Raw genomic sequence first — 18472 nt, 5'->3', positions numbered from 1 at the left:
TCAAATCCTGCAGCGGCGGTTGGGGGTCAGATTTCCTGAGTGTCTTTTTTCTTGTCGGCATCTTCAGGCGTGTGGCCTTCCTTGCCGATGGCCTCACTCAAGGCCTGCTGGGCGGCCTTGTTGGTGTCGTCGATCGCCTGCTTGGCCGACTGCGCCGCCTGGTCGAGCATCTGCTGGGCGGATTTCTCGGCCTGGTCGCAACCCGCAAGCGTGAACAGGGCCAACGCCAGCACCAACGGGGTGCCAATGGATTTGAGTTGTAGCATGGTGTCCTCGCATGAAATATCCCGGCGGCGCATAGCGCCTGATGCCGTGCATTTTAGAGACGCCAATAGTTCAGGAAAATTCGTATTTTCATGGCGTATACTTCGGTTTTAACGAATCGGGGCGACCGACGGTGCTCAACTATCGCCAACTGCATTACTTCTGGGCCGTGGCCAAGACGGGCAGCATCACCCGCGCCAGCGAACAGCTCAACCTCACACCACAAACCATCAGCGGGCAGATCAGCCTGTTCGAGAAAACCTATGGCCTGGAGCTGTTCCAGCGTGCAGGCCGGCAGCTGGAGCTGACCGAGACAGGCCGCCAGGCGCTGGTCTATGCCGAGCAGATGTTCCAGCTCGGCGGTGAGCTGGAAGCCATGCTGCGCGCCGGCCCGCAAGAGCAGATTCTGTTTCGCGTGGGGGTGGCCGACGTGGTGCCCAAATCCATCGTCTACCGCCTGCTGGCGCCTACGATGGAGCTGGATGAGGTGCTGCGCATCAACTGCCGCGAAGACAAACTCGAGCGGTTGCTGGCAGACCTGGCCATCCAGCGCCTGGACCTGGTGATTTCCGACAGCCCCATGCCCAGCCACCTGGACATCAAAGGCTACAGCCAGAAGCTGGGCGAATGCGGCCTGAGCTTCTTCGCCACCCCAACGCTGGCACAACGGCTGGACGGCCCCTTCCCGGCTTGCCTGCAGGATGCACCGCTGCTCGTTCCCGGCCAGGAGACCGTGGTGCGCAGCCGCCTGCTGCGCTGGCTAGGCGAGCAACAGGTGCAGCCACGGATCGTGGGCGAGTTCGATGACAGTGCCTTGATGCAGGCGTTCGGGCAGTCAGGCAGCGGCATTTTCGTCGCCCCCAGCGTGATTACCGACGAAGTGTGCCGCCAGTATGGCGTGGAACTGATCGGTCAGACCGAGGCCGTGCATGAGTCGTTCTATGCCATTTCGGTGGAACGCAAGGTCAAGCACCCGGGGATCGTGGCGATTACCGAAGGCGCACGGCGGGAGTTGTTTCACTGGTGACGTTGGCCCCTGCGACGACACAGCCGAGGCTGCGCCGCCACGCTCTGTGCTAAAGTCGCGCCCTTTCACAATAATGAGATTGTGCTGCACATGTCCCCTGTACTTCGCCTACTCAACCGAACCAGCCTGGTGACGCAGATCGTCATTGGCCTGCTTGCCGGTATTGCCTTGGCCCTTCTGGCGCCCGCCGTTGCCCGCGACCTGGCCTTCCTCGGCAAGGTGTTCGTCAGCGCATTGAAGGCGGTGGCGCCCGTACTGGTGTTCATCCTCGTCATGGCCTCGATCGCCAACCATCGCCACGGCCAGGAAACCCATATCCGCCCGATCCTCTGGCTGTACCTGCTGGGCACCTTCGCCGCGGCAGTGGTAGCCGTGGTCGCCAGCATGCTGTTCCCGTCCCACCTGGCGCTCAGTACTGGCGAGGCCACGTTGAGCGCACCGGGCGGTATCGCTGAAGTGATGCAAAACTTGCTGTTGAGCGCGGTCGACAACCCGGTCAACGCCCTGCTCAACGCCAACTTCATCGGCATACTCACCTGGGCCATCGGCCTTGGCGTGGCCCTGCGTCATGCCGGTGAAACCACCCGCACCGTGGTCGAAGACCTGTCCAACGGCGTCACGCTGATCGTGCGGGTTGTCATCCGTTTCGCCCCGCTGGGCATTTTCGGCCTGGTCAGTTCCACCCTGGCGCAATCTGGCCTGGACGCCCTGTTCGGCTACCTGCACCTGCTTGCGGTGCTGATTGGCTGCATGCTGTTCGTGGCGCTGATCATGAACCCGCTGATCGTGTTCTGGAAAATCCGCCGCAACCCCTACCCACTCACCCTGCTGTGCCTGCGCGAAAGCGGCATTACCGCGTTCTTCACCCGCAGCTCGGCGGCCAACATCCCGGTCAACCTTGCTCTTTCGGAGCGCCTTGGCCTGCACGAAGACACCTACTCGGTGTCTATCCCGCTGGGTGCCACCATCAACATGGCCGGTGCGGCCATCACCATTACCGTGCTGACGCTGGCGGCGGTGCATACCTTGGGCATTCCCGTGGACCTGCCAACTGCCGTACTGCTCAGCGTGGTGGCAGCCGTTTGCGCCTGCGGTGCCTCGGGCGTGGCCGGGGGCTCGCTGCTGTTGATTCCACTGGCGTGCAGCCTGTTTGGCATCCCCAGTGAAATTGCCATGCCGGTGGTGGCGGTAGGCTTCATTATCGGCGTGCTGCAGGATTCGGCCGAAACGGCGCTGAATTCTTCGACCGATGTGCTGTTCACGGCAGCGGCGTGCCAAGCCGAAGAACGACGCAACGCTTGAGATTGTCGGGGCCGCATCGCGGCCCCAATTGCCTTACGCGGTGGCTTTACCTACCCTAGTGGCCTTTCCCCAGCCATTGAGACAGGGCCATGTCAGAACACGAAACCGCAGGTGAAGGCCGCTTCAACAGCATCGAGATCCGCGTTCTCGGCTCGCTGATCGAAAAGCAGGCCACCAGCCCGGAAAGCTACCCGCTGACCCTCAATGCCCTGGTCCTGGCCTGTAACCAGAAGACCAGCCGCGAGCCGGTGATGAACCTTACCCAAGGCCAGGTCGGCCAGGCCCTGCGTGCCCTCGAAGGGCAAGGCATGACCCGCCTGCAGATGGGCAGCCGTGCCGATCGCTGGGAACAGCGGGTAGACAAGGCCCTGGAGCTGGTACCGGCCCAACTGGTGCTGATGGGCCTGATGTTCCTGCGCGGCCCGCAAACCCTCAACGAACTGCTGACCCGCAGTAACCGCCTGCACGACTTCGACGACACCGAGCAGATCCAGCACCAGCTGGATCGCCTGATATCGCGGGATCTGGCCTTGCACCTGCCGCGCCAGGCCGGCCAGCGTGAAGACCGCTACACCCATGCGTTGGGCGACCCGGCGGAAATCGAGGCAATCCTCGCTGCACGCCAGCAGGAAGGTGGCGCGCGCAGCAGTGGCGCCAGTGTGTCGGAGGAACGGATCGAAGCCCTGGAAGCCCGCATCGCGGCGCTGGAGGCACGCCTGGCCGAGCTCGAAGGCTGAGCCGTCACGGCTCCGGGTCGGGGAAGTTGCGGCAGCTCTTGCGCTCGGCCAGCTCCCGGTCACTGGGGCGCTGGTCGACGAACACGGTGTGGCCGTCGGCATAGATTTCCAGGTAACCCCAGTGCAGGTCCTGCTCTTTTTGCCCGGGCTTTGGAGGGACTAACCACCAGGGTTCGCGGCTGATCAGGGTCATGGATGTGATTCCTGAGGGGGATGCTGTAATCATAGACACCCTCAGATTAAGCTCTGTCTGTTCTGACGCATTCGCGGGTAAAACCGCTCCTACACAGGCCTCCACCTTATTCAAAGGCGGTGGAGGCCTGTGTAGGAGCGGGTTTACCCGCGAAGGGCCGGTACGGGCTTACGCCGGCGCCGAGGTCCGGATCAGGTGGTCGAAGGCTGCCAGCGAGGCCTTGGCCCCCTCGCCCACCGCAATCACGATCTGCTTGTACGGCACGGTCGTTACGTCACCGGCCGCAAACACACCCGGGATGCTGGTCTGACCCTTGGCATCGACGATGATCTCACCACGCGATGACAGCTCGACGGTGCCTTTCAGCCAGTCGGTGTTCGGCAGCAGGCCGATTTGCACGAAGATACCTTCCAGCGCCACTTCGTGTTGCGCTTGCGTCGTGCGGTCCTGGTAACGCAGCCCCGTCACTTTCTCACCATTGCCCAACACTTCGGTGGTCAGCGCGCTGGTGATCACTTTCACGTTCGGCAAGCTGTGCAGTTTGCGCTGCAACACCGCATCGGCCCGCAGTTGGCTGTCGAACTCGATCAGCGTCACCTGGGCGACGATACCGGCCAGGTCGATGGCCGCTTCCACGCCCGAGTTGCCACCACCGATCACCGCTACGCGCTTGCCCTTGAACAGCGGGCCATCACAGTGCGGGCAGTAGGCGACACCACGGGCGCGGTACTCCTGCTCGCCCGGCACATTCATTTCGCGCCAGCGGGCGCCGGTGGCCAGGATCACGGTCTTGGCCTTGAGCGAGGCGCCGCCGGCCAGGCGTACTTCATGCAGGCCACCATCGGTGGCCGGAATCAGTGCTTCGCCGCGCTGCAGGTTCATGATGTCCACGTCGTACTGCTTGACGTGCTCTTCCAGCGCCGTGGCCAACTTCGGCCCTTCGGTTTCCTGCACCGAGATGAAGTTCTCGATGGCCAGGGTATCGAGCACCTGGCCGCCAAAACGCTCGGCGGCGACGCCGGTGCGGATGCCTTTACGTGCGGCGTAAATAGCCGCTGCCGCGCCGGCTGGCCCACCGCCGACCACCAGCACATCAAAGGCGTCCTTGGCGTTGATCTTCTCGGCCTGGCGAGCACCGGCGCTGGTGTCGATCTTGCCGAGGATTTCTTCCAGGCCCATACGGCCCTGGCCAAACACTTCACCGTTCAGGTAGATGCTCGGCACCGCCATGATCTTGCGCGCTTCCACTTCTGCCTGGAACAGCGCACCGTCGATGGCCACATGGCGCACATTGGGGTTGAGCACCGCCATCAGGTTAAGCGCCTGAACCACATCCGGGCAGTTCTGGCACGACAGCGAGAAGTAGGTTTCGAAGGTGAACTCGCCTTCCAGCGCCTGGATCTGCTCGATCACTTCGGCACTCGCCTTGGACGGGTGGCCGCCGACTTGCAGCAGCGCCAGCACCAGCGAGGTGAATTCATGGCCCATGGGGATGCCGGCAAAGCGCAGGCTGATCTCGCCATTGGGGCGATTGAGCGAGAACGATGGACGACGGGCGTCATCACCATCCGCGCGCAGAGTAATCAAGGTTGACAGGCTGGCAATATCCACCAGCAGGTCATGCAATTCGCGGGACTTCGCGCCGTCGTCGAGGGAGGCAACGATCTCGATCGGCTGGGTGACCCGCTCCAGGTAGGTTTTCAGTTGCGATTTAAGCGTGGCGTCCAACATACGGGCGATTCCTTTTTTCAAAACTCGGATACAAAAACGCCCAGGCGAGGTCGCCCGGGCGCTTTTACGGGGCGGTGACTACTTCAGCTTTGGCGGCTGGCTACCGCCCACGACATGCACATGGCCTTAGATCTTGCCGACCAGGTCCAGCGACGGTGCCAGGGTGGCTTCGCCTTCTTTCCACTTGGCTGGGCACACTTCGCCTGGGTGGGCGGCAACGTACTGGGCAGCCTTCACTTTACGCAGCAGTTCGGCAGCATCGCGGCCTACACCACCGTCGTTCAGTTCGACGATCTTGATCTGGCCTTCCGGGTTGATCACGAAGGTACCGCGATCGGCCAAGCCAGCTTCTTCGATCAGCACGTCGAAGTTGCGCGAGATGACGTGGGTCGGGTCACCGATCAGCGGGTATTCGATCTTGCCGATGGTGTCCGAGGTGTCGTGCCAGGCTTTGTGGGTGAAGTGGGTGTCGGTGGACACACCGTAGATTTCCACGCCCAGCTTCTGGAACTCGGCGTAGTTGTCAGCAAGGTCACCCAGCTCGGTCGGGCATACGAAGGTGAAGTCGGCCGGGTAGAAGAACACGACAGACCACTTGCCTTTCAGGTCGGCTTCGCTGACCTGAACGAACTCGCCTTTGTGGTAGGCAGTGGCGTTGAACGGTTTGACCTGGCTGTTGATGATTGGCATGAGAGACGCTCCTTCATGGGGTTGGAATCAGTTGATGGATAGAATCCTAACTAATCATCCCGCTGAAGGCTCATTGGCAAAGCTCATGCTTGCGATTGGTTTTGGCTATAACCGAGGTCTATTAATAGAAGGGAATCGGCTGAGCAAAGGATTGCGGGCCGCGCTTGGGCCTCATTGCCGGCAAGCCAGCAATGAGGCCGTTAGCATCAGCGGGTAACGGTGCGCATGGTCACGAACTCTTCAGCCGCCGTCGGGTGCACGCCGATGGTCTCGTCGAACTGTTGCTTGGTCGCGCCGGCCTTCAGGGCGATGCCCAGGCCCTGGATGATCTCGCCAGCGTCAGGGCCCACCATGTGACAGCCCAGCACCTTGTCGGTGTCGGCATCGACCACCAGCTTCATCAGGGTCTTTTCCTGAATATCGGTGAGTGTCAGCTTCATGGCGCGGAAGCGGCTTTCGAAGACCTGCACCTTATGCCCGGCCTCCAGCGCCTGCTCCTCGGTCAGGCCAACCGTGCCAATCGGTGGCTGGCTGAACACGGCGGTGGGGATGTTCTGGTAGTCCACCGGGCGGTATTGCTCAGGCTTGAACAGGCGCCGCGCCACGGCCATGCCTTCGGCCAGGGCCACCGGCGTCAGTTGCACACGGCCGATCACGTCGCCAATCGCCAGGATCGACGGCGCGGTGGTCTGGTATTGCGCGTCAACGCGGATGTAGCCGCGCGCATCAAGCTCTACGCCAGTGTTCTCCAGGCCCAGGTTGTCCAGCATCGGGCGCCGGCCTGTTGCGTAGAACACACAATCTGCGACCAACTCGCAGCCGTCTTTCAACGTGGCCTTGAGGCTGCCATCTTCCAGCTTGTCGATGCGCTGGATGTCGGCGTTGAACTGCAAGTTCAGGCCGCGCTTTTCCAGCTCTTCCTTCAAGTGCGTGCGCACCGAGCCATCGAAGCCGCGCAGGAACAGGTCGCCTCGATAGAGCAGCGTGGTATCGGCCCCCAGGCCCTGGAAGATACCGGCGAACTCGACGGCGATGTAACCGCCCCCCACTACCAACACCCGTCGTGGCAGGTCCTTGAGGTAGAAGGCTTCGTTGGAGGTGATAGCCAGCTCCTTACCCGTGATGTCCGGTACCTGTGGCCAGCCACCGGTGGCGATCAGGATATGCTCGGCCGTGTAGCGCCGGCCTTCGACTTCCACTTCATTGGCGCCGGTCAGCCGCGCATGGCCCTGCAGCAGGGTCACACCGCTATTGACCAACAGGTTGCGGTAGATGCCGTTGAGGCGCTCGATCTCGCGATTTTTGTTGGCAATCAGGGTGCCCCAGTCGAAATGCCCCTCTTCCAAGGTCCAGCCAAACCCTGCGGCCTGCTCGAGTTCGTCAGCGACATGGGCGCCGTACACCAGTAACTTTTTCGGTACACAGCCAACGTTGACGCAGGTACCGCCCAGGTAGCGGCTTTCGGCCACAGCCACCTTTGCGCCAAAGCCGGCGGCAAAGCGCGCCGCGCGCACACCGCCAGAACCGGCGCCAATCACAAACAGATCAAAATCGTAGGCCATGTATTCAGTCTCCTAGGCAGGCGCCCAGCATAACGCCGTTGGCCGCCGCAAACAAAAAAGCCACCCCGAAGGGTGGCTCTTGTACCAGCAGGGCTTATCAGTAAGCCTTGCCAGCCTTGTAGAAGTTCTCGAAGCAGAAGTTGGTCGCCTCGATGTAGCCCTCGGCACCACCGCAGTCGAAACGCTTGCCCTTGAACTTGTAGGCGATCACGTTGCCTTCGGCCGCTTGCTTCATCAGGGCATCGGTGATCTGGATCTCGCCGCCTTTGCCAGGTTCGGTCTGTTCGATCTTCTCGAAGATGTCCGGGGTCAGGATGTAACGGCCGATGATCGCCAGGTTCGATGGGGCATCTTCAGGCTTCGGCTTCTCGACCATGGCGTCGACACGGAAGATGCCGTCCTTGATCTCTTCACCGGCGATGACGCCGTACTTGTTGGTTTCCTGCGGATCGACTTCCTGGATGGCGACAATCGAGCAGCGATACTTCTTGTACAGCGCAACCATTTGCGCCAGCACGCCTTCACCTTCGAGGTTGACGCACAGGTCATCCGCCAGCACCACGGCGAACGGCTCGTCGCCGATCAGCGGGCGACCGGTCAGGATGGCGTGGCCCAGGCCTTTCATTTCGGTCTGGCGGGTGTAGGAGAACGAGCACTCGTCGAGCAGGCGACGGATACCGACCAGGTATTTTTCCTTGTCGGTGCCCTTGATCTGGTTTTCCAGCTCGTAGCTGATGTCGAAGTGATCTTCCAGCGCGCGTTTGCCGCGACCGGTAACGATGGAAATCTCATTCAGACCAGCATCCAATGCTTCTTCAACGCCATACTGGATCAGTGGCTTGTTGACCACCGGCAGCATTTCCTTGGGCATGGCTTTGGTAGCGGGCAGGAAGCGAGTACCGTAGCCGGCTGCCGGGAACAAGCATTTCTTGATCATAAACGTCCTTACAAAAGGCTAGGCCTGTGGAATTCGGCGCAGTCTAATCAGGCGGCAGTCACCTTACAATGCCCCCTGGTATCGACCGATGCCATCATAGAGATATCCCAGTGTAGATAGTTCCGGCGGATCGTAAATATTACGGTCATACATGACGGATGGATGAAGCAAAATAATGTTGCCTGTACCGGCCTTTTCGCGGGTTTATCGAGGCATCGAACCGCCGCGAAGAGGCCGCCACAGGCCCCCATCAACTACCCGTGCCCTGCCCGACCAGCACCCCGTCAACCTTCTGCCCATACAGATTCACGCCATCATTGGCATGAAATTTCACCCGCGTCTTCTCGATGGAGCCCTCCACCAGACGTGGGTCCTGAGGCCGCTCATGACGGTTGATCCACGCCGCCACGTCCCAGGCCTGCTGGTCACTGAGGCTGCCCGGTTTGCCCAGCGGCATGTTGTACTTGATGAACGACGCCGCCGTATTGATACGGTGCATGCCGGCGCCCCAGTTGTAGGAATCCTTGCCCCACAGCGGTGGCATCACGTATTCGCCCGCCACCTTCTGCCCTTCGCCGCTGTCACCGTGGCAAATCGCGCATTGCTCGCGGTACACCTGCTGGCCACGCTTGAAGTCGTAGCCACTCTTGGGTTGCGGCACCTCAGGGTAACCACGCCCGGCAATCTCCACGCCGATGGGTGCCTTGGTCGAAAGCCAGTATGAGTACACGGCCAGCGCCGTCATCTGCGGGCTGTCGGCAGCAGGCGGCTTGCCATTCATGCTGAACTGGAAACACCCCTGAATACGCTCGGCGTAGGTGTTCACCTTGTCATTCTTCTTGCGGTACGCGGGGTACATCGGGTACGCGCCCCACAACGGTGCCGAATGGGCTAACCGCCCCTGATCAAGGTGGCAGTTGCTGCAGTTCATGCCGTTGCCCACGGCCTCTGGCATCAAACGACGGGTGTCCACGAACAAGGCATGGCCTTCACGCACCATCTTGCCAAAGGCATTGTCCGGCAACTCGCTTTCGGCGGGCGGCATGAACTGCGGCGCGACCTGCACATCGGGCACCTTCAACTGCGACTGGTCTTCCATGGCGATCGGCGCGGCTTGGGCGCTGCCCATGGCCAGCAGCAACAAGGCTGGAATCATCGGTTTCATGGCTTGACCTCCTGGCTGACGGGGTGGGCGAAGAACTCGGCAACGGCCTTGATCTCGTCATCGGTCATGGCCTTGGCCACGCCGACCATCAGCTGGTTGGGGTCATTGCTGCGGCTACCGTCGCGCCAGGCATTGAGCTGCGCCACCAGGTAACTGGCGGGCTGGCCGGCCAAGGGCGGGAAGTGCTCGCCAACCCCACCACCACCGGGGCCGTGACACTGCACGCAGCCGGGAATCTGCCGGCTCCAGTCGCCGTAGAGGGCCATGCGAGTGGTAGGGTCATCGGCAATCTGCTGGCGGCGCAGGTCGCCAACGGGGTCTGCCGGCAGGCTGGCCAGGTACAGGCTGACCGCCTTGATTTCATCGTCGCTCAGGGCCTTGGCCAACGGCTCCATCACCGGCTGCTTGCGGCTGCCGTTGCGCCAGTCATGCAATTGCTTGCTGAGGTAACCGGCCGGTAGCCCCGCCAAACGAGGAAAGCCGGCAGCAGCAATACCCTTGCCGTCCGGGCCATGGCAGCCGAGGCAGGCCATGGCGGCGGGGTTGGCCCCACCCTGGGTGAAGATTTTCTGGCCATCGGCGGCATGCGCCATCGGCCAGGCCAGGATCAGCAGGCTGCCGATCACGACGCGTCTTAACGGTGTCATCACGAAACTCCTTTTCTTTTGTTATATGTTTAGGCCTAAAACATATAAGCAAAGAACGGAAGGTCCGTTGCCTCAGATCAATGTCCGGAGATGCACTGGGTGGCTGCGGTGCGCACATCGCCCAGGCGCAGGGGGAAGTTGTTCAGCCGTTCGTGCAGCTTGATACTGCTACCGCTGCCACGCTTGTCGATATCCACAAGCGCTGCCGGCCCGGCACCCGACGTGAGCTTTTGCGGCACGATCAGCCGCAGGCCGTCACCGCGCTGCTCTTCAGTCAGCGGGTCGCGGGTATCGGCCAGCTTCTGCTTGACGCAGTCGGCATATTCACGCGGACTCTTGCCAGAAATCACATCCAGCGTTTCGCGTGATTGCTCCAGCTCCGTAACGCTCACGCAGCCACCGAGCGTCACCGCTAACGCGGCCACCATCCACTTCATTTGCAACACCTCTGCCTTCAAGAGTTCGGTTCGACCACAGCCGGGCGGTTTTGCTCCCTGCTTTGGCAGAATTATCTGCGCCGGGTGAACAGCGCGGCAGTGTAACGGCACATCGTGGTATCTTTTGCCTTTGCAGATCCAAACCTTGCGGAGCATCACATGAAATTCGTACACCAGCGCGAGCACCTGAACGAGGACGACATCGTCGTCATCGAGTGCTCCCAGCGCTGCAATATCCGCCTGATGAACGACGCCAACTTCCGCAGCTTCAAGAATGGCGGCCGTCACACTTACCACGGCGGCCATTTCGAGAAGTTCCCGGCGAAAATCACCGTACCCAGCACGGGCTTCTGGAACATCACCATCGATACTGTCACAACCCGCCCGATCTCGGTCACCCGCAAGCCGACCCTGACCCACAAGATCAAGATCATCCGTCGTTCGTCGTCGAAACTCAGGTAAGGCCCCCATGACCCAGACCATCAAGTACGTCATCAAATACAAGCTCGACGGCCAGCGCCGCTGGGACTTCGCACTCATGCCAGATGCCTCTCAGGAGCAAGCCTTGGAAGCCCTGCGCAAGATCCACGGCGAAGACGCCGAGAAGATCAGCGACATCCAGGTCAGCAAGGCCTTGTAAAACCCGCTTCAAGCCCCTGTAGCGCCGCCCGCCCCGCACATGGAGAACCGCATGAGCCACTGGCCCGACCGCCGAATCCTCGACCTGCTGGGCATCGAGCTGCCCATTCTCCAGGCCCCCATGGCCGGCGCGACAGGCTCGCCCATGGCCATTGCCGTGGGCCTGGCAGGCGGGCTGGGCGCCCTGCCCTGCGCCATGCTTACCGGCGAACAGATACGCGCGGAAATCGCCGCATTCCGCGCCGGTTGCCCGGGCCGCCCGCTGAACCTGAACTTTTTCTGCCACCAGCCACCCGCGCCCGACAGCGCGCGCGATGTACGCTGGAAGCAGGCCCTGGCACCTTATTACAGTGAAACGGGGGCCGACTTTTCGGCACCCACGCCGGTGTCCAACCGTGCGCCGTTCGATGAGCAAAGCTGCCAGCTGGTCGAGCAACTGCGCCCGGAAGTGGTCAGCTTTCACTTCGGCCTGCCGCAGGCTGAACTGTTGCAACGGGTGAAGGCCAGTGGTGCCAAGGTGCTGTCCAGCGCCACCACGGTGGAAGAAGCGGTTTGGCTGGAACGCCACGGTTGTGACGCGATCATTGCCATGGGGTACGAAGCCGGTGGCCACCGCGGCATGTTCCTTAGCGATGACATCACCAGCCAGATCGGCACCTTCGCCCTGGTGCCGCAGGTAGTGGATGCGGTCAGTGTGCCGGTCATCGCCGCTGGCGGTATCGGTGACCACCGCGGCCTGGTGGCGGCACTGGCGTTGGGCGCTTCGGCTGTCCAGATCGGAACCGCTTACCTGTTCTGCCCCGAGGCCAAGGTTTCGCCGGCTCATCGCAAGGCCCTGGACAGTGCCCCCGCCAGCGAGACCGCGTTGACCAACCTGTTTACCGGGCGCCCGGCGCGTGGCATCAACAACCGCATCATGCGTGAGCTGGGGCCGATGAGCGCGCTTGCACCGCGCTTCCCGCTGGCGGGTGGGGCATTGATGCCATTGCGGGCGATTACCGAGCCGCAGGGCAATAGTGATTTCAGCAACTTGTGGTCGGGGCAGGCGCTGCGGCTGGGGCGGCACATGCCGGCCGGGGATTTGACCCGGGCGATTGCCGAAAAGGCGCTGGCCGTTGTTTATCGTTAGGCTTCTTCTTCAACAGGCTGACCCTCTTCCCCGCAAATGGCCTATCGCTATATAGTTCAGGATATAACGATAACCCCAAGGAGCTGTTTTCATGCGTATCCGCCCGTCCCTCCTGGCCTTCACCGCCCTGGCCAGCCTGCTCGCCTTCAACACTGCCTGGGCCGATGAGGTTCAGGTCGCGGTCGCAGCCAACTTCACAGCCCCTATCCAGGCCATTGCCAAGGACTTCGAGAAAGACACCGGTCACAAGCTGGTCGCGGCCTACGGCGCCACCGGGCAGTTCTATGCCCAGATCAAGAACGGCGCACCGTTCGAAGTGTTCCTCGCCGCTGACGACACCACCCCGAAGAAGCTTGAAGACGAAAAGGAGATCGTCCCCGGTTCGCGCTTTACCTACGCCATCGGCACCCTCGCCCTGTGGTCGGCCAAAGAAGGCTACGTAGATGCCAAGGGTGAAGTACTGAAGAAAAACACCTACCAACACCTGTCGATCGCCAACCCGAAAGCGGCACCCTACGGCCTGGCCGCCACCCAGGTGCTGGACAAGCTGAAGCTCACCGAAGCCACCAAAGGCAAGATCGTCGAAGGCCAGAACATCACCCAGGCCTTCCAGTTCGTCTCCACCGGCAATGCCGAACTGGGCTTCGTCGCCCTGTCGCAGATCTACAAGGACGGCAAGGTGACCAGTGGCTCGGCCTGGATCGTACCAGCCAGCCTGCACGACCCGATCCGCCAGGACGCCGTAATCCTCAACAAAGGCAAGGACAACGCCGCCGCCAAGGCGCTGGCCGAATACCTGAAAGGCCCAAAAGCCGCAGCGGTAATCAAGTCCTACGGCTATGAACGCTGATGCCACTGGATGCCAGTGACCTGGGGGCAATCTGGCTGACTGTTAAACTGGCCAGCCTGACCACCCTGATCCTGCTGGTTATCGGCACCCCCATCGCCTGGTGGCTGGCGCGCACGCGCTCATGGCTGCGCGGGCCGGTGGGTGCGGTGGTTGCTCTGCCACTGGTGCTGCCACCGACGGTGATCGGCTTTTACCTGCTGATCGCCCTCGGCCCGCACGGCTGGCTCGGTCAGGCTACCCAGGCGCTTGGCCTGGGCAGCGTGGTGTTCAGCTTTACGGGCCTGGTGATCGGTTCAACGGTGTATTCCATGCCGTTCGTGGTGCAGCCGTTGCAAAATGCCTTTGGTGCGATCGGCCAGCGCCCACTGGAAGTCGCTGCCACCCTGCGCGCCAGCCCGTGGGACACTTTCGTGCATGTGGTGCTGCCACTGGCCCGTCCCGGCTTCGTCACCGCCAGCATTCTTGGCTTTGCCCACACCATCGGCGAGTTTGGCGTGGTGCTGATGATTGGCGGCAACATCCCCGACAAGACCCGCGTGGTTTCGGTGCAGATCTTCGATCACGTCGAGGCCATGGAGTATTCACAAGCCCACTGGCTGGCCGGTGCCATGCTGGTGTTCTCTTTCCTGGTGCTGCTCCTGTTGTACGCCGGGCGCCGTGGCAAAGCTGGCTGGAGCTGATATGACCGCATCGATTGTGGCGCGCCTGATCCTGGCGCGCGACGACTTTACCCTGGACGTCGACCTGCACCTTCCCGGGCGCGGCATCAGCGCGCTGTTCGGCCACTCGGGCTCTGGCAAGACCAGCTGCCTGCGCTGCCTGGCCGGGCTGGAACGGGCCGCCAGCGCCTACATCGAGGTTAACGGCGAAGTCTGGGAAGACAGTGCCCGCGGCTACTTCCAGGCACCGCACCTGCGCCCGGTTGGCTATGTGTTCCAGGAGGCCAGCCTGTTCCCGCACCTATCGGTGCGCGGCAACCTGGAGTTCGGCTGGCGCCGGGTGGCGGCTGCCGAGCGCAAGGTCAGCCTGGAGCAGGCGTGCCAGTTGCTGGGCATCGGCCACTTGCTGGAACGCCGTCCTGCCACCTTGTCTGGCGGCGAAGCGCAGCGGGTGGGCATTGCCCGCGCCCTGCTCAGCAGCCCGCGCCTGCTGTTGATGGACGAGCCCCTGGCGGCCCTGGACGGGCCCCGCAAGCGCGAGATCCTGCCCTACTTGGAGCGCCTGCACGACGAACTGGACATTCCGCTGGTGTATGTCAGCCACGCCCAGGATGAAGTGGCACGCCTGGCCGACCACCTGGTACTGCTGGAGCAAGGCAAGGCGGTGGCCAGCGGCCCGATCGGCGAAACCCTGGCACGCCTGGATCTGTCATTGGCCCAGGGCGAGGATGCCGGCGTCGTCTTCGAAGGCATGGTGGTGGGGCATGACCCGCACTACGACCTGCTCGACCTGCGTCTACCCGGCAGCGGCGGGCCGCTGTTGCGCATCGCCCACACGGCACATGTGATGGGCAGCACCCTGCGGGTCAAGGTGCAGGCCCGGGACGTCAGCCTGGCGCTGACGGCTGACAGCACATCGAGCATTCTCAACCGCCTGCCGGTGCGTGTGCGCGAAAGCCGCCCGGCCGATAACCCGGCCCATGTGCTGGTGAGCCTGGATGCCGGCGGCAATGCCTTGCTCGCCCGCATCACCCGCTTCTCGGCAGACCAGCTCGGCCTGCACCCGGGCCAGGCGCTGTTTGCCCAGATCAAGTCGGTGGCCCTGTTGGGCTGAGCATCCTTTACACGGGCGTTGTCCATTGATCAGTGACTTGATCGAGGCCTGCCGCCCATGCTCGACTGCCCCCTGCCACGCACCCTGCACTACGTTGACGACAGCCAGCCGGGCCTGACCCGGCGACGCTGGCGCGACCGTTTCATCTACCTGGATACCGATGGCCAACGGGTGCGCGACAGCGAAACCCTCGCCCGTATCGCTTCGCTAGTGATTCCGCCGGCCTACACGGATGTGTGGATATGCACCGACCCACAGGGCCACCTGCAAGCAACCGGCCGCGACGCGCGTGGCCGCAAGCAGTATCGCTACCACACGCAGTGGCGCGAGCTGCGCGACCAGCACAAGTATGGGCGTATGCTGGCCTTTGCCCAGGCCCTGCCTGAACTGCGCGCACAACTGGAGAGCCACCTGGCACGGCCAGGCCTGGACCGGGAAAAAGTGATGGCGCTGGTAGTGAGCTTGCTCGACCACACCCTGATCCGCATTGGTAATCAACGCTACCTGCGCGACAACCAGTCGTATGGTCTGACCACCCTGCGCAACCGTCATGTGCAGATCAAAGGCAGCACCATCCGCTTCCAGTTCCGCGGCAAGCGCGGCGTGGAGCACAACGTCACCCTCAACGATCGGCGGCTTGCCAGCCTGCTCAAACGCTGCATGGAGCTGCCCGGACAGGCACTGTTTCAATACCTGGATGAGGACGGCCAGCGCCACAGCGTCGGCTCCAGCGAGGTCAACCAGTTTCTGCAGCAGCTGACCGGCGCCGACTTCACCGCCAAGGACTACCGCACCTGGGCCGGCAGCAGCCTGGCCCTGGACCTGCTGAAGCCCTTGGCCTGGGAGCCGGACGCCGAGGCCAAACGCCAAGTCGCCGCAGTAGTCCGCCAGGTCGCCAAACGCCTTGGCAATACGCCCGCAGTGTGCAGGCGTTGTTATATACACCCTGCGGTACTTGAGCACTATGCCTTGGGGCGCCTGGCCAACTTGCCGAAAAGCCGAGTGCGCAAAGGGCTGGACCCCGAAGAAGTGGCATTGCTGATATTTCTGCAGGCACTTGAGGAACAGGATGACCATTAAGCCTGTCTATTCACCCCATGATGCGAAGAAATTTCCCATTGGCCGCCAAGCGCCCTATTCTTGCCACCGAGCACCTTGACCGGCAAAACGCTGACGGTTTGCTTCGGCACCTGCAACTGAAGACTCGCAACAGAATTTGTCTGTCGGGGAATTACTATCCGCCGAAAGCGTCTTTAATGAGAAGGAAGAGGGACCCGCTCCCGCCGCCAAGGCAATTAGCCCGGCGGTCTTTTACATCACCAAGGAGATCTACATGCTGATACTCACCCGCAAGGTTGGCGAAAGCATCGTCATCAACGATGACATCAAAGTCACCATTCTGGGCGTCAAAGGGATGCAGGTGAGGATCGGGATCGATGCACCGAAAGATGTTCAGGTTCATCGCGAAGAAATCTTCAAGCGCATCCAGGCCGGCAGCCCGGCCCCGGAAAAGCACGAAGACTCGCACTGAGCGACCTGCCTCAAGCCGCACGGACGCGCTTGATCGCCCCACGCCTCAGGTGCCGAGCAGTTCGTGCACCTTGGCGACCATACAGTCCATGTCGAACGGTTTGTCGAACACGGCGGCGAACAGTTCCGGGCATCCCTGGTTGGCCTGTGCGCCGCTCATGAGGATGACCGGTAACTCGCTCAAGGCCGGGTCTTCACGCATCGAGCGCACCAGCTCTTCACCGTTTAGCAGCGGCATCATGTAATCGGTGATGACCAGCTGAACACGCTTCTCCTTGAGCGCTTCCAGCGCCTTGCAGCCATTGCTCGCCTTTTCCACCAGGTAGCCTTCGTCCTCCAGGGCAAAACCGAGGATATCGGCAATCAGGTACTCGTCATCGACGATCAGGATGGTGTTCATGGGCCTGCTCCGTCACCCGCCCCCTTGCGGCACCGGCGTTCCCGAGAGCACGCCACAGGCGCCTTCGAACGCCTTGCGCAGGGTAATGCCTTGCGGCCCCATAAGCAGTTCGTGCAAAGCAGGGTCATGGTGACTGTCACGCACCTTGAGGATCGACAGCATGCGCCGCAGCTGCGAATCCAGCTCGACGAAGCGCATCAGCATCAGGTTGTCGACGATGCTCGACAGGTCCGGGGCCGGGGCGCTGATTTCCGAGCCGAAGATATCGCGCATTTCCCAGGTCAGCATCACACTCACATCACGCGCGCGCAGTTCACCGGTCAAGGCGCGGAAAAATGCATTGAGACGCGCCGGGTCAACAGCCAGTCGGCTGAACGCCCCGAGGCTATCAACCAGCACGCGCTTGCAGCCCTGCGCCTCGACACGTTCGAGCAGTCGCGCCCCGACCTGGTCCAACAAACCTTCGGTGGTCGGTTGCCAGCACAGCTGCAGGCTGCCGGCGCGCTCCATCGCTGCCAAGTCGTAACCCAGTGATGCAGCCTTGCTACGCAGGCGTTCGGGTGTTTCGTAGAAGCCGAAATGCAGCCCCGGCGCTTGCGCAGTGCTGGCACCCAGAAAGGCCAGCCCCAAGGATGTCTTGCCAATACCCGAAGGCCCGATCAGCAAGCTGACCGACCCCGTGGACAGGCCGCCGTCGAGCATTTCATCCAGGCTTGGCACACCGCTGCTGATGCGCGCAGGAATGGCGCTGCCCAGCTGGCTGGGGTGGCTGAACAACGCCTCAAGGCGCGGGTAGACATGCATGCCGCTTTCATCGATAAGGCACTCGTGGCGCCCCGACAACGCCCCACTGCCGCGCGTCTTGCGCAGCTGGATATGGCGCACGGCGCGGCTGCCCACCAGTTGCTCACCCAACTCGATCACGCCATCGACCATGGTGTGCTCCGGGCTGCCCTCGTCCAGCCTTGCGCTGGTGAGCAGCAGCACCGTGCAGCCGGCGAAGGCCGCATGACCCTGCAGCTCGGAGACGAACTTCTTGGTGTCCAGCGCAGTTTCCGCGCGCACCCGGGCATTAAGTACACCGTCGACGATCAGCAAGCTGGCCTGCTGCCGGGCGATTTCTTGGCGCAGCAGCCGCACAACGGCATCAAGCCCTTCCTGCTCAAGGGTATCGAAGGCACTGACAAACTGGATCTGGTCGCCCACTAGCGCAGGGTCGAAGAAGTCCAGCGTGCCCAAGTACTGGAACAGCCGGTCATGCGACTCGCTCAGCAAGGTGGCCACCAGCACCCGGCCACCGCCGCGTACATGGCCGCAGGCCAGCTGGTTGGCGAGAATGGTCTTGCCCGCGCCCGGCGGGCCCTGAATGATGTACGAGGCACCGGCTACCAAGCCACCCTTGAGCAAGGCATCGAGCCCTTCGATACCCGTCACCAGCCGCCTGAGTGCCTGCGCCATG

General features: G+C 62.2%; 22 protein-coding genes. 11 read left to right on the top strand and 11 right to left on the bottom strand.

Annotation, left to right across the window (positions count from 1 at the left end; all coding sequences use genetic code 11):
- Positions 1 to 26: 26 nt before the first annotated feature.
- Positions 27 to 266, bottom strand: a complete 240-nt coding sequence (locus tag PM2_RS19115; protein ID WP_016711409.1) for a hypothetical protein — start codon at positions 264 to 266, stop codon at positions 27 to 29.
- Positions 267 to 397: 131 nt separating this feature from the next.
- On the opposite strand from PM2_RS19115, the gene nhaR reads away from it, so the two are divergent.
- From nhaR to PM2_RS19100, 3 genes are all read left to right on the top strand, one after another.
- Complete coding sequence (gene nhaR, locus PM2_RS19110; RefSeq protein WP_016711410.1) at positions 398 to 1291, top strand: transcriptional activator NhaR; 894 nt, start codon at positions 398 to 400, stop codon at positions 1289 to 1291.
- A 90-nt stretch (positions 1292 to 1381) separates the two neighbouring features.
- Positions 1382 to 2593 carry a serine/threonine transporter SstT gene (gene sstT, locus PM2_RS19105; RefSeq protein ID WP_028699459.1) on the top strand — a complete coding sequence of 404 codons (1212 nt, stop codon included), beginning with the start codon at positions 1382 to 1384 and terminating at the stop codon, positions 2591 to 2593.
- Positions 2594 to 2682: 89 nt separating this feature from the next.
- On the top strand, positions 2683 to 3330 hold the full coding sequence (locus PM2_RS19100; RefSeq protein ID WP_016711412.1) for a YceH family protein: 648 nt from the start codon (positions 2683 to 2685) through the stop codon (positions 3328 to 3330).
- A gap of 4 nt (positions 3331 to 3334) precedes the next feature.
- Here PM2_RS19100 and PM2_RS19095 read toward each other — a convergent pair whose 3' ends face one another.
- The 8 genes from PM2_RS19095 to PM2_RS19060 form a co-directional block, all read right to left on the bottom strand.
- Positions 3335 to 3523: a hypothetical protein gene (locus PM2_RS19095; protein WP_016711413.1), complete on the bottom strand. Its 189-nt coding sequence runs from the start codon at positions 3521 to 3523 to the stop codon at positions 3335 to 3337.
- 168 nt (positions 3524 to 3691) lie between these two features.
- Positions 3692 to 5254: an alkyl hydroperoxide reductase subunit F gene (gene ahpF / locus PM2_RS19090; RefSeq protein ID WP_016711414.1), complete on the bottom strand. Its 1563-nt coding sequence runs from the start codon at positions 5252 to 5254 to the stop codon at positions 3692 to 3694.
- 126 nt (positions 5255 to 5380) lie between these two features.
- Positions 5381 to 5944, bottom strand: coding sequence for an alkyl hydroperoxide reductase subunit C (ahpC, locus tag PM2_RS19085; protein WP_003250537.1), 564 nt, complete (start codon positions 5942 to 5944; stop codon positions 5381 to 5383).
- 206 nt (positions 5945 to 6150) lie between these two features.
- The gene (gorA, locus tag PM2_RS19080) at positions 6151 to 7506 is read right to left on the bottom strand and encodes a glutathione-disulfide reductase (protein WP_028699460.1); all 1356 of its coding nucleotides are present in this window, start codon (positions 7504 to 7506) and stop codon (positions 6151 to 6153) included.
- Between the two features lie 97 nt (positions 7507 to 7603).
- Positions 7604 to 8443 (bottom strand): UTP--glucose-1-phosphate uridylyltransferase GalU, encoded by an 840-nt coding sequence (gene galU / locus PM2_RS19075; RefSeq protein WP_016711416.1) that lies wholly within the window; start codon positions 8441 to 8443, stop codon positions 7604 to 7606.
- Positions 8444 to 8693: 250 nt separating this feature from the next.
- Positions 8694 to 9608 (bottom strand): c-type cytochrome, encoded by a 915-nt coding sequence (locus PM2_RS19070; RefSeq protein WP_016711417.1) that lies wholly within the window; start codon positions 9606 to 9608, stop codon positions 8694 to 8696.
- Positions 9605 to 10255 carry a c-type cytochrome gene (locus tag PM2_RS19065; RefSeq protein ID WP_016711418.1) on the bottom strand — a complete coding sequence of 217 codons (651 nt, stop codon included), beginning with the start codon at positions 10253 to 10255 and terminating at the stop codon, positions 9605 to 9607. The genes PM2_RS19070 and PM2_RS19065 overlap by 4 nt, the downstream gene beginning before the upstream one ends.
- Positions 10256 to 10332: 77 nt before the next feature.
- The gene (locus PM2_RS19060; protein WP_016711419.1) at positions 10333 to 10692 is read right to left on the bottom strand and encodes a hypothetical protein; all 360 of its coding nucleotides are present in this window, start codon (positions 10690 to 10692) and stop codon (positions 10333 to 10335) included.
- Positions 10693 to 10851: 159 nt separating this feature from the next.
- On the opposite strand from PM2_RS19060, the gene PM2_RS19055 reads away from it, so the two are divergent.
- The 8 genes from PM2_RS19055 to csrA all read left to right on the top strand — a co-directional run bounded on the left by PM2_RS19055 (position 10852) and on the right by csrA (position 16614).
- Complete coding sequence (locus tag PM2_RS19055; RefSeq protein ID WP_003250918.1) at positions 10852 to 11154, top strand: DUF1883 domain-containing protein; 303 nt, start codon at positions 10852 to 10854, stop codon at positions 11152 to 11154.
- 7 nt (positions 11155 to 11161) lie between these two features.
- A complete protein-coding gene (locus PM2_RS31210) occupies positions 11162 to 11332 on the top strand; it encodes a hypothetical protein (RefSeq protein ID WP_012051910.1) in 171 nt (56 codons plus the stop codon).
- Positions 11333 to 11383: 51 nt separating this feature from the next.
- Positions 11384 to 12460, top strand: coding sequence for an NAD(P)H-dependent flavin oxidoreductase (locus PM2_RS19050; RefSeq protein WP_028699461.1), 1077 nt, complete (start codon positions 11384 to 11386; stop codon positions 12458 to 12460).
- Positions 12461 to 12551: 91 nt separating this feature from the next.
- On the top strand, positions 12552 to 13310 hold the full coding sequence (modA, locus tag PM2_RS19045) for a molybdate ABC transporter substrate-binding protein (protein WP_016711421.1): 759 nt from the start codon (positions 12552 to 12554) through the stop codon (positions 13308 to 13310).
- The gene (gene modB, locus PM2_RS19040; protein WP_016711422.1) at positions 13310 to 13990 is read left to right on the top strand and encodes a molybdate ABC transporter permease subunit; all 681 of its coding nucleotides are present in this window, start codon (positions 13310 to 13312) and stop codon (positions 13988 to 13990) included. The genes modA and modB overlap by 1 nt, the downstream gene beginning before the upstream one ends.
- Position 13991: 1 nt before the next feature.
- The gene (gene modC, locus PM2_RS19035) at positions 13992 to 15083 is read left to right on the top strand and encodes a molybdenum ABC transporter ATP-binding protein (RefSeq protein ID WP_028699462.1); all 1092 of its coding nucleotides are present in this window, start codon (positions 13992 to 13994) and stop codon (positions 15081 to 15083) included.
- A gap of 57 nt (positions 15084 to 15140) precedes the next feature.
- Positions 15141 to 16163 carry a DNA topoisomerase IB gene (locus tag PM2_RS19030; RefSeq protein ID WP_016711424.1) on the top strand — a complete coding sequence of 341 codons (1023 nt, stop codon included), beginning with the start codon at positions 15141 to 15143 and terminating at the stop codon, positions 16161 to 16163.
- 253 nt (positions 16164 to 16416) lie between these two features.
- Positions 16417 to 16614: a carbon storage regulator CsrA gene (gene csrA / locus PM2_RS19025; RefSeq protein WP_012051904.1), complete on the top strand. Its 198-nt coding sequence runs from the start codon at positions 16417 to 16419 to the stop codon at positions 16612 to 16614.
- Between the two features lie 45 nt (positions 16615 to 16659).
- Here the strand turns inward: csrA and PM2_RS19020 are convergent, their stop codons facing one another.
- Both PM2_RS19020 and PM2_RS19015 read right to left on the bottom strand, forming a co-directional pair.
- Positions 16660 to 17013 carry a response regulator gene (locus PM2_RS19020; RefSeq protein ID WP_016711425.1) on the bottom strand — a complete coding sequence of 118 codons (354 nt, stop codon included), beginning with the start codon at positions 17011 to 17013 and terminating at the stop codon, positions 16660 to 16662.
- A 12-nt stretch (positions 17014 to 17025) separates the two neighbouring features.
- Entirely contained in the window at positions 17026 to 18471 is a 1446-nt protein-coding gene (locus PM2_RS19015) for an ATPase domain-containing protein (protein ID WP_016711426.1), read from the bottom strand.
- Position 18472: the final 1 nt, after the last annotated feature.

Origin of the sequence: Pseudomonas monteilii NBRC 103158 = DSM 14164, assembly GCF_000730605.1 — a bacterium.
In the GTDB taxonomy this organism is placed as follows: domain Bacteria; phylum Pseudomonadota; class Gammaproteobacteria; order Pseudomonadales; family Pseudomonadaceae; genus Aquipseudomonas; species Aquipseudomonas monteilii.
This window is presented reverse-complemented; position numbering and strand designations above follow the sequence as displayed.

What these genes read in the sequence shown, in the direction of transcription:
- PM2_RS19115 (WP_016711409.1), bottom strand. Translation starts at nt 266, where the DNA reads ATGCTACAACTCAAATCCATTGGCACCCCGTTGGTGCTGGCGTTGGCC.
- sstT (WP_028699459.1), top strand. Translation starts at nt 1,382, where the DNA reads ATGTCCCCTGTACTTCGCCTACTCAACCGAACCAGCCTGGTGACGCAG.
- PM2_RS19100 (WP_016711412.1), top strand. Translation starts at nt 2,683, where the DNA reads ATGTCAGAACACGAAACCGCAGGTGAAGGCCGCTTCAACAGCATCGAG.
- PM2_RS19095 (WP_016711413.1), bottom strand. Translation starts at nt 3,523, where the DNA reads ATGACCCTGATCAGCCGCGAACCCTGGTGGTTAGTCCCTCCAAAGCCC.
- ahpF (WP_016711414.1), bottom strand. Translation starts at nt 5,254, where the DNA reads ATGTTGGACGCCACGCTTAAATCGCAACTGAAAACCTACCTGGAGCGG.
- ahpC (WP_003250537.1), bottom strand. Translation starts at nt 5,944, where the DNA reads ATGCCAATCATCAACAGCCAGGTCAAACCGTTCAACGCCACTGCCTAC.
- gorA (WP_028699460.1), bottom strand. Translation starts at nt 7,506, where the DNA reads ATGGCCTACGATTTTGATCTGTTTGTGATTGGCGCCGGTTCTGGCGGT.
- galU (WP_016711416.1), bottom strand. Translation starts at nt 8,443, where the DNA reads ATGATCAAGAAATGCTTGTTCCCGGCAGCCGGCTACGGTACTCGCTTC.
- PM2_RS19070 (WP_016711417.1), bottom strand. Translation starts at nt 9,608, where the DNA reads ATGAAACCGATGATTCCAGCCTTGTTGCTGCTGGCCATGGGCAGCGCC.
- PM2_RS19065 (WP_016711418.1), bottom strand. Translation starts at nt 10,255, where the DNA reads ATGACACCGTTAAGACGCGTCGTGATCGGCAGCCTGCTGATCCTGGCC.
- PM2_RS19060 (WP_016711419.1), bottom strand. Translation starts at nt 10,692, where the DNA reads ATGAAGTGGATGGTGGCCGCGTTAGCGGTGACGCTCGGTGGCTGCGTG.
- PM2_RS19055 (WP_003250918.1), top strand. Translation starts at nt 10,852, where the DNA reads ATGAAATTCGTACACCAGCGCGAGCACCTGAACGAGGACGACATCGTC.
- PM2_RS31210 (WP_012051910.1), top strand. Translation starts at nt 11,162, where the DNA reads ATGACCCAGACCATCAAGTACGTCATCAAATACAAGCTCGACGGCCAG.
- PM2_RS19050 (WP_028699461.1), top strand. Translation starts at nt 11,384, where the DNA reads ATGAGCCACTGGCCCGACCGCCGAATCCTCGACCTGCTGGGCATCGAG.
- modA (WP_016711421.1), top strand. Translation starts at nt 12,552, where the DNA reads ATGCGTATCCGCCCGTCCCTCCTGGCCTTCACCGCCCTGGCCAGCCTG.
- modB (WP_016711422.1), top strand. Translation starts at nt 13,310, where the DNA reads ATGCCACTGGATGCCAGTGACCTGGGGGCAATCTGGCTGACTGTTAAA.
- modC (WP_028699462.1), top strand. Translation starts at nt 13,992, where the DNA reads ATGACCGCATCGATTGTGGCGCGCCTGATCCTGGCGCGCGACGACTTT.
- PM2_RS19030 (WP_016711424.1), top strand. Translation starts at nt 15,141, where the DNA reads ATGCTCGACTGCCCCCTGCCACGCACCCTGCACTACGTTGACGACAGC.
- csrA (WP_012051904.1), top strand. Translation starts at nt 16,417, where the DNA reads ATGCTGATACTCACCCGCAAGGTTGGCGAAAGCATCGTCATCAACGAT.
- PM2_RS19020 (WP_016711425.1), bottom strand. Translation starts at nt 17,013, where the DNA reads ATGAACACCATCCTGATCGTCGATGACGAGTACCTGATTGCCGATATC.
- PM2_RS19015 (WP_016711426.1), bottom strand. Translation starts at nt 18,471, where the DNA reads ATGGCGCAGGCACTCAGGCGGCTGGTGACGGGTATCGAAGGGCTCGAT.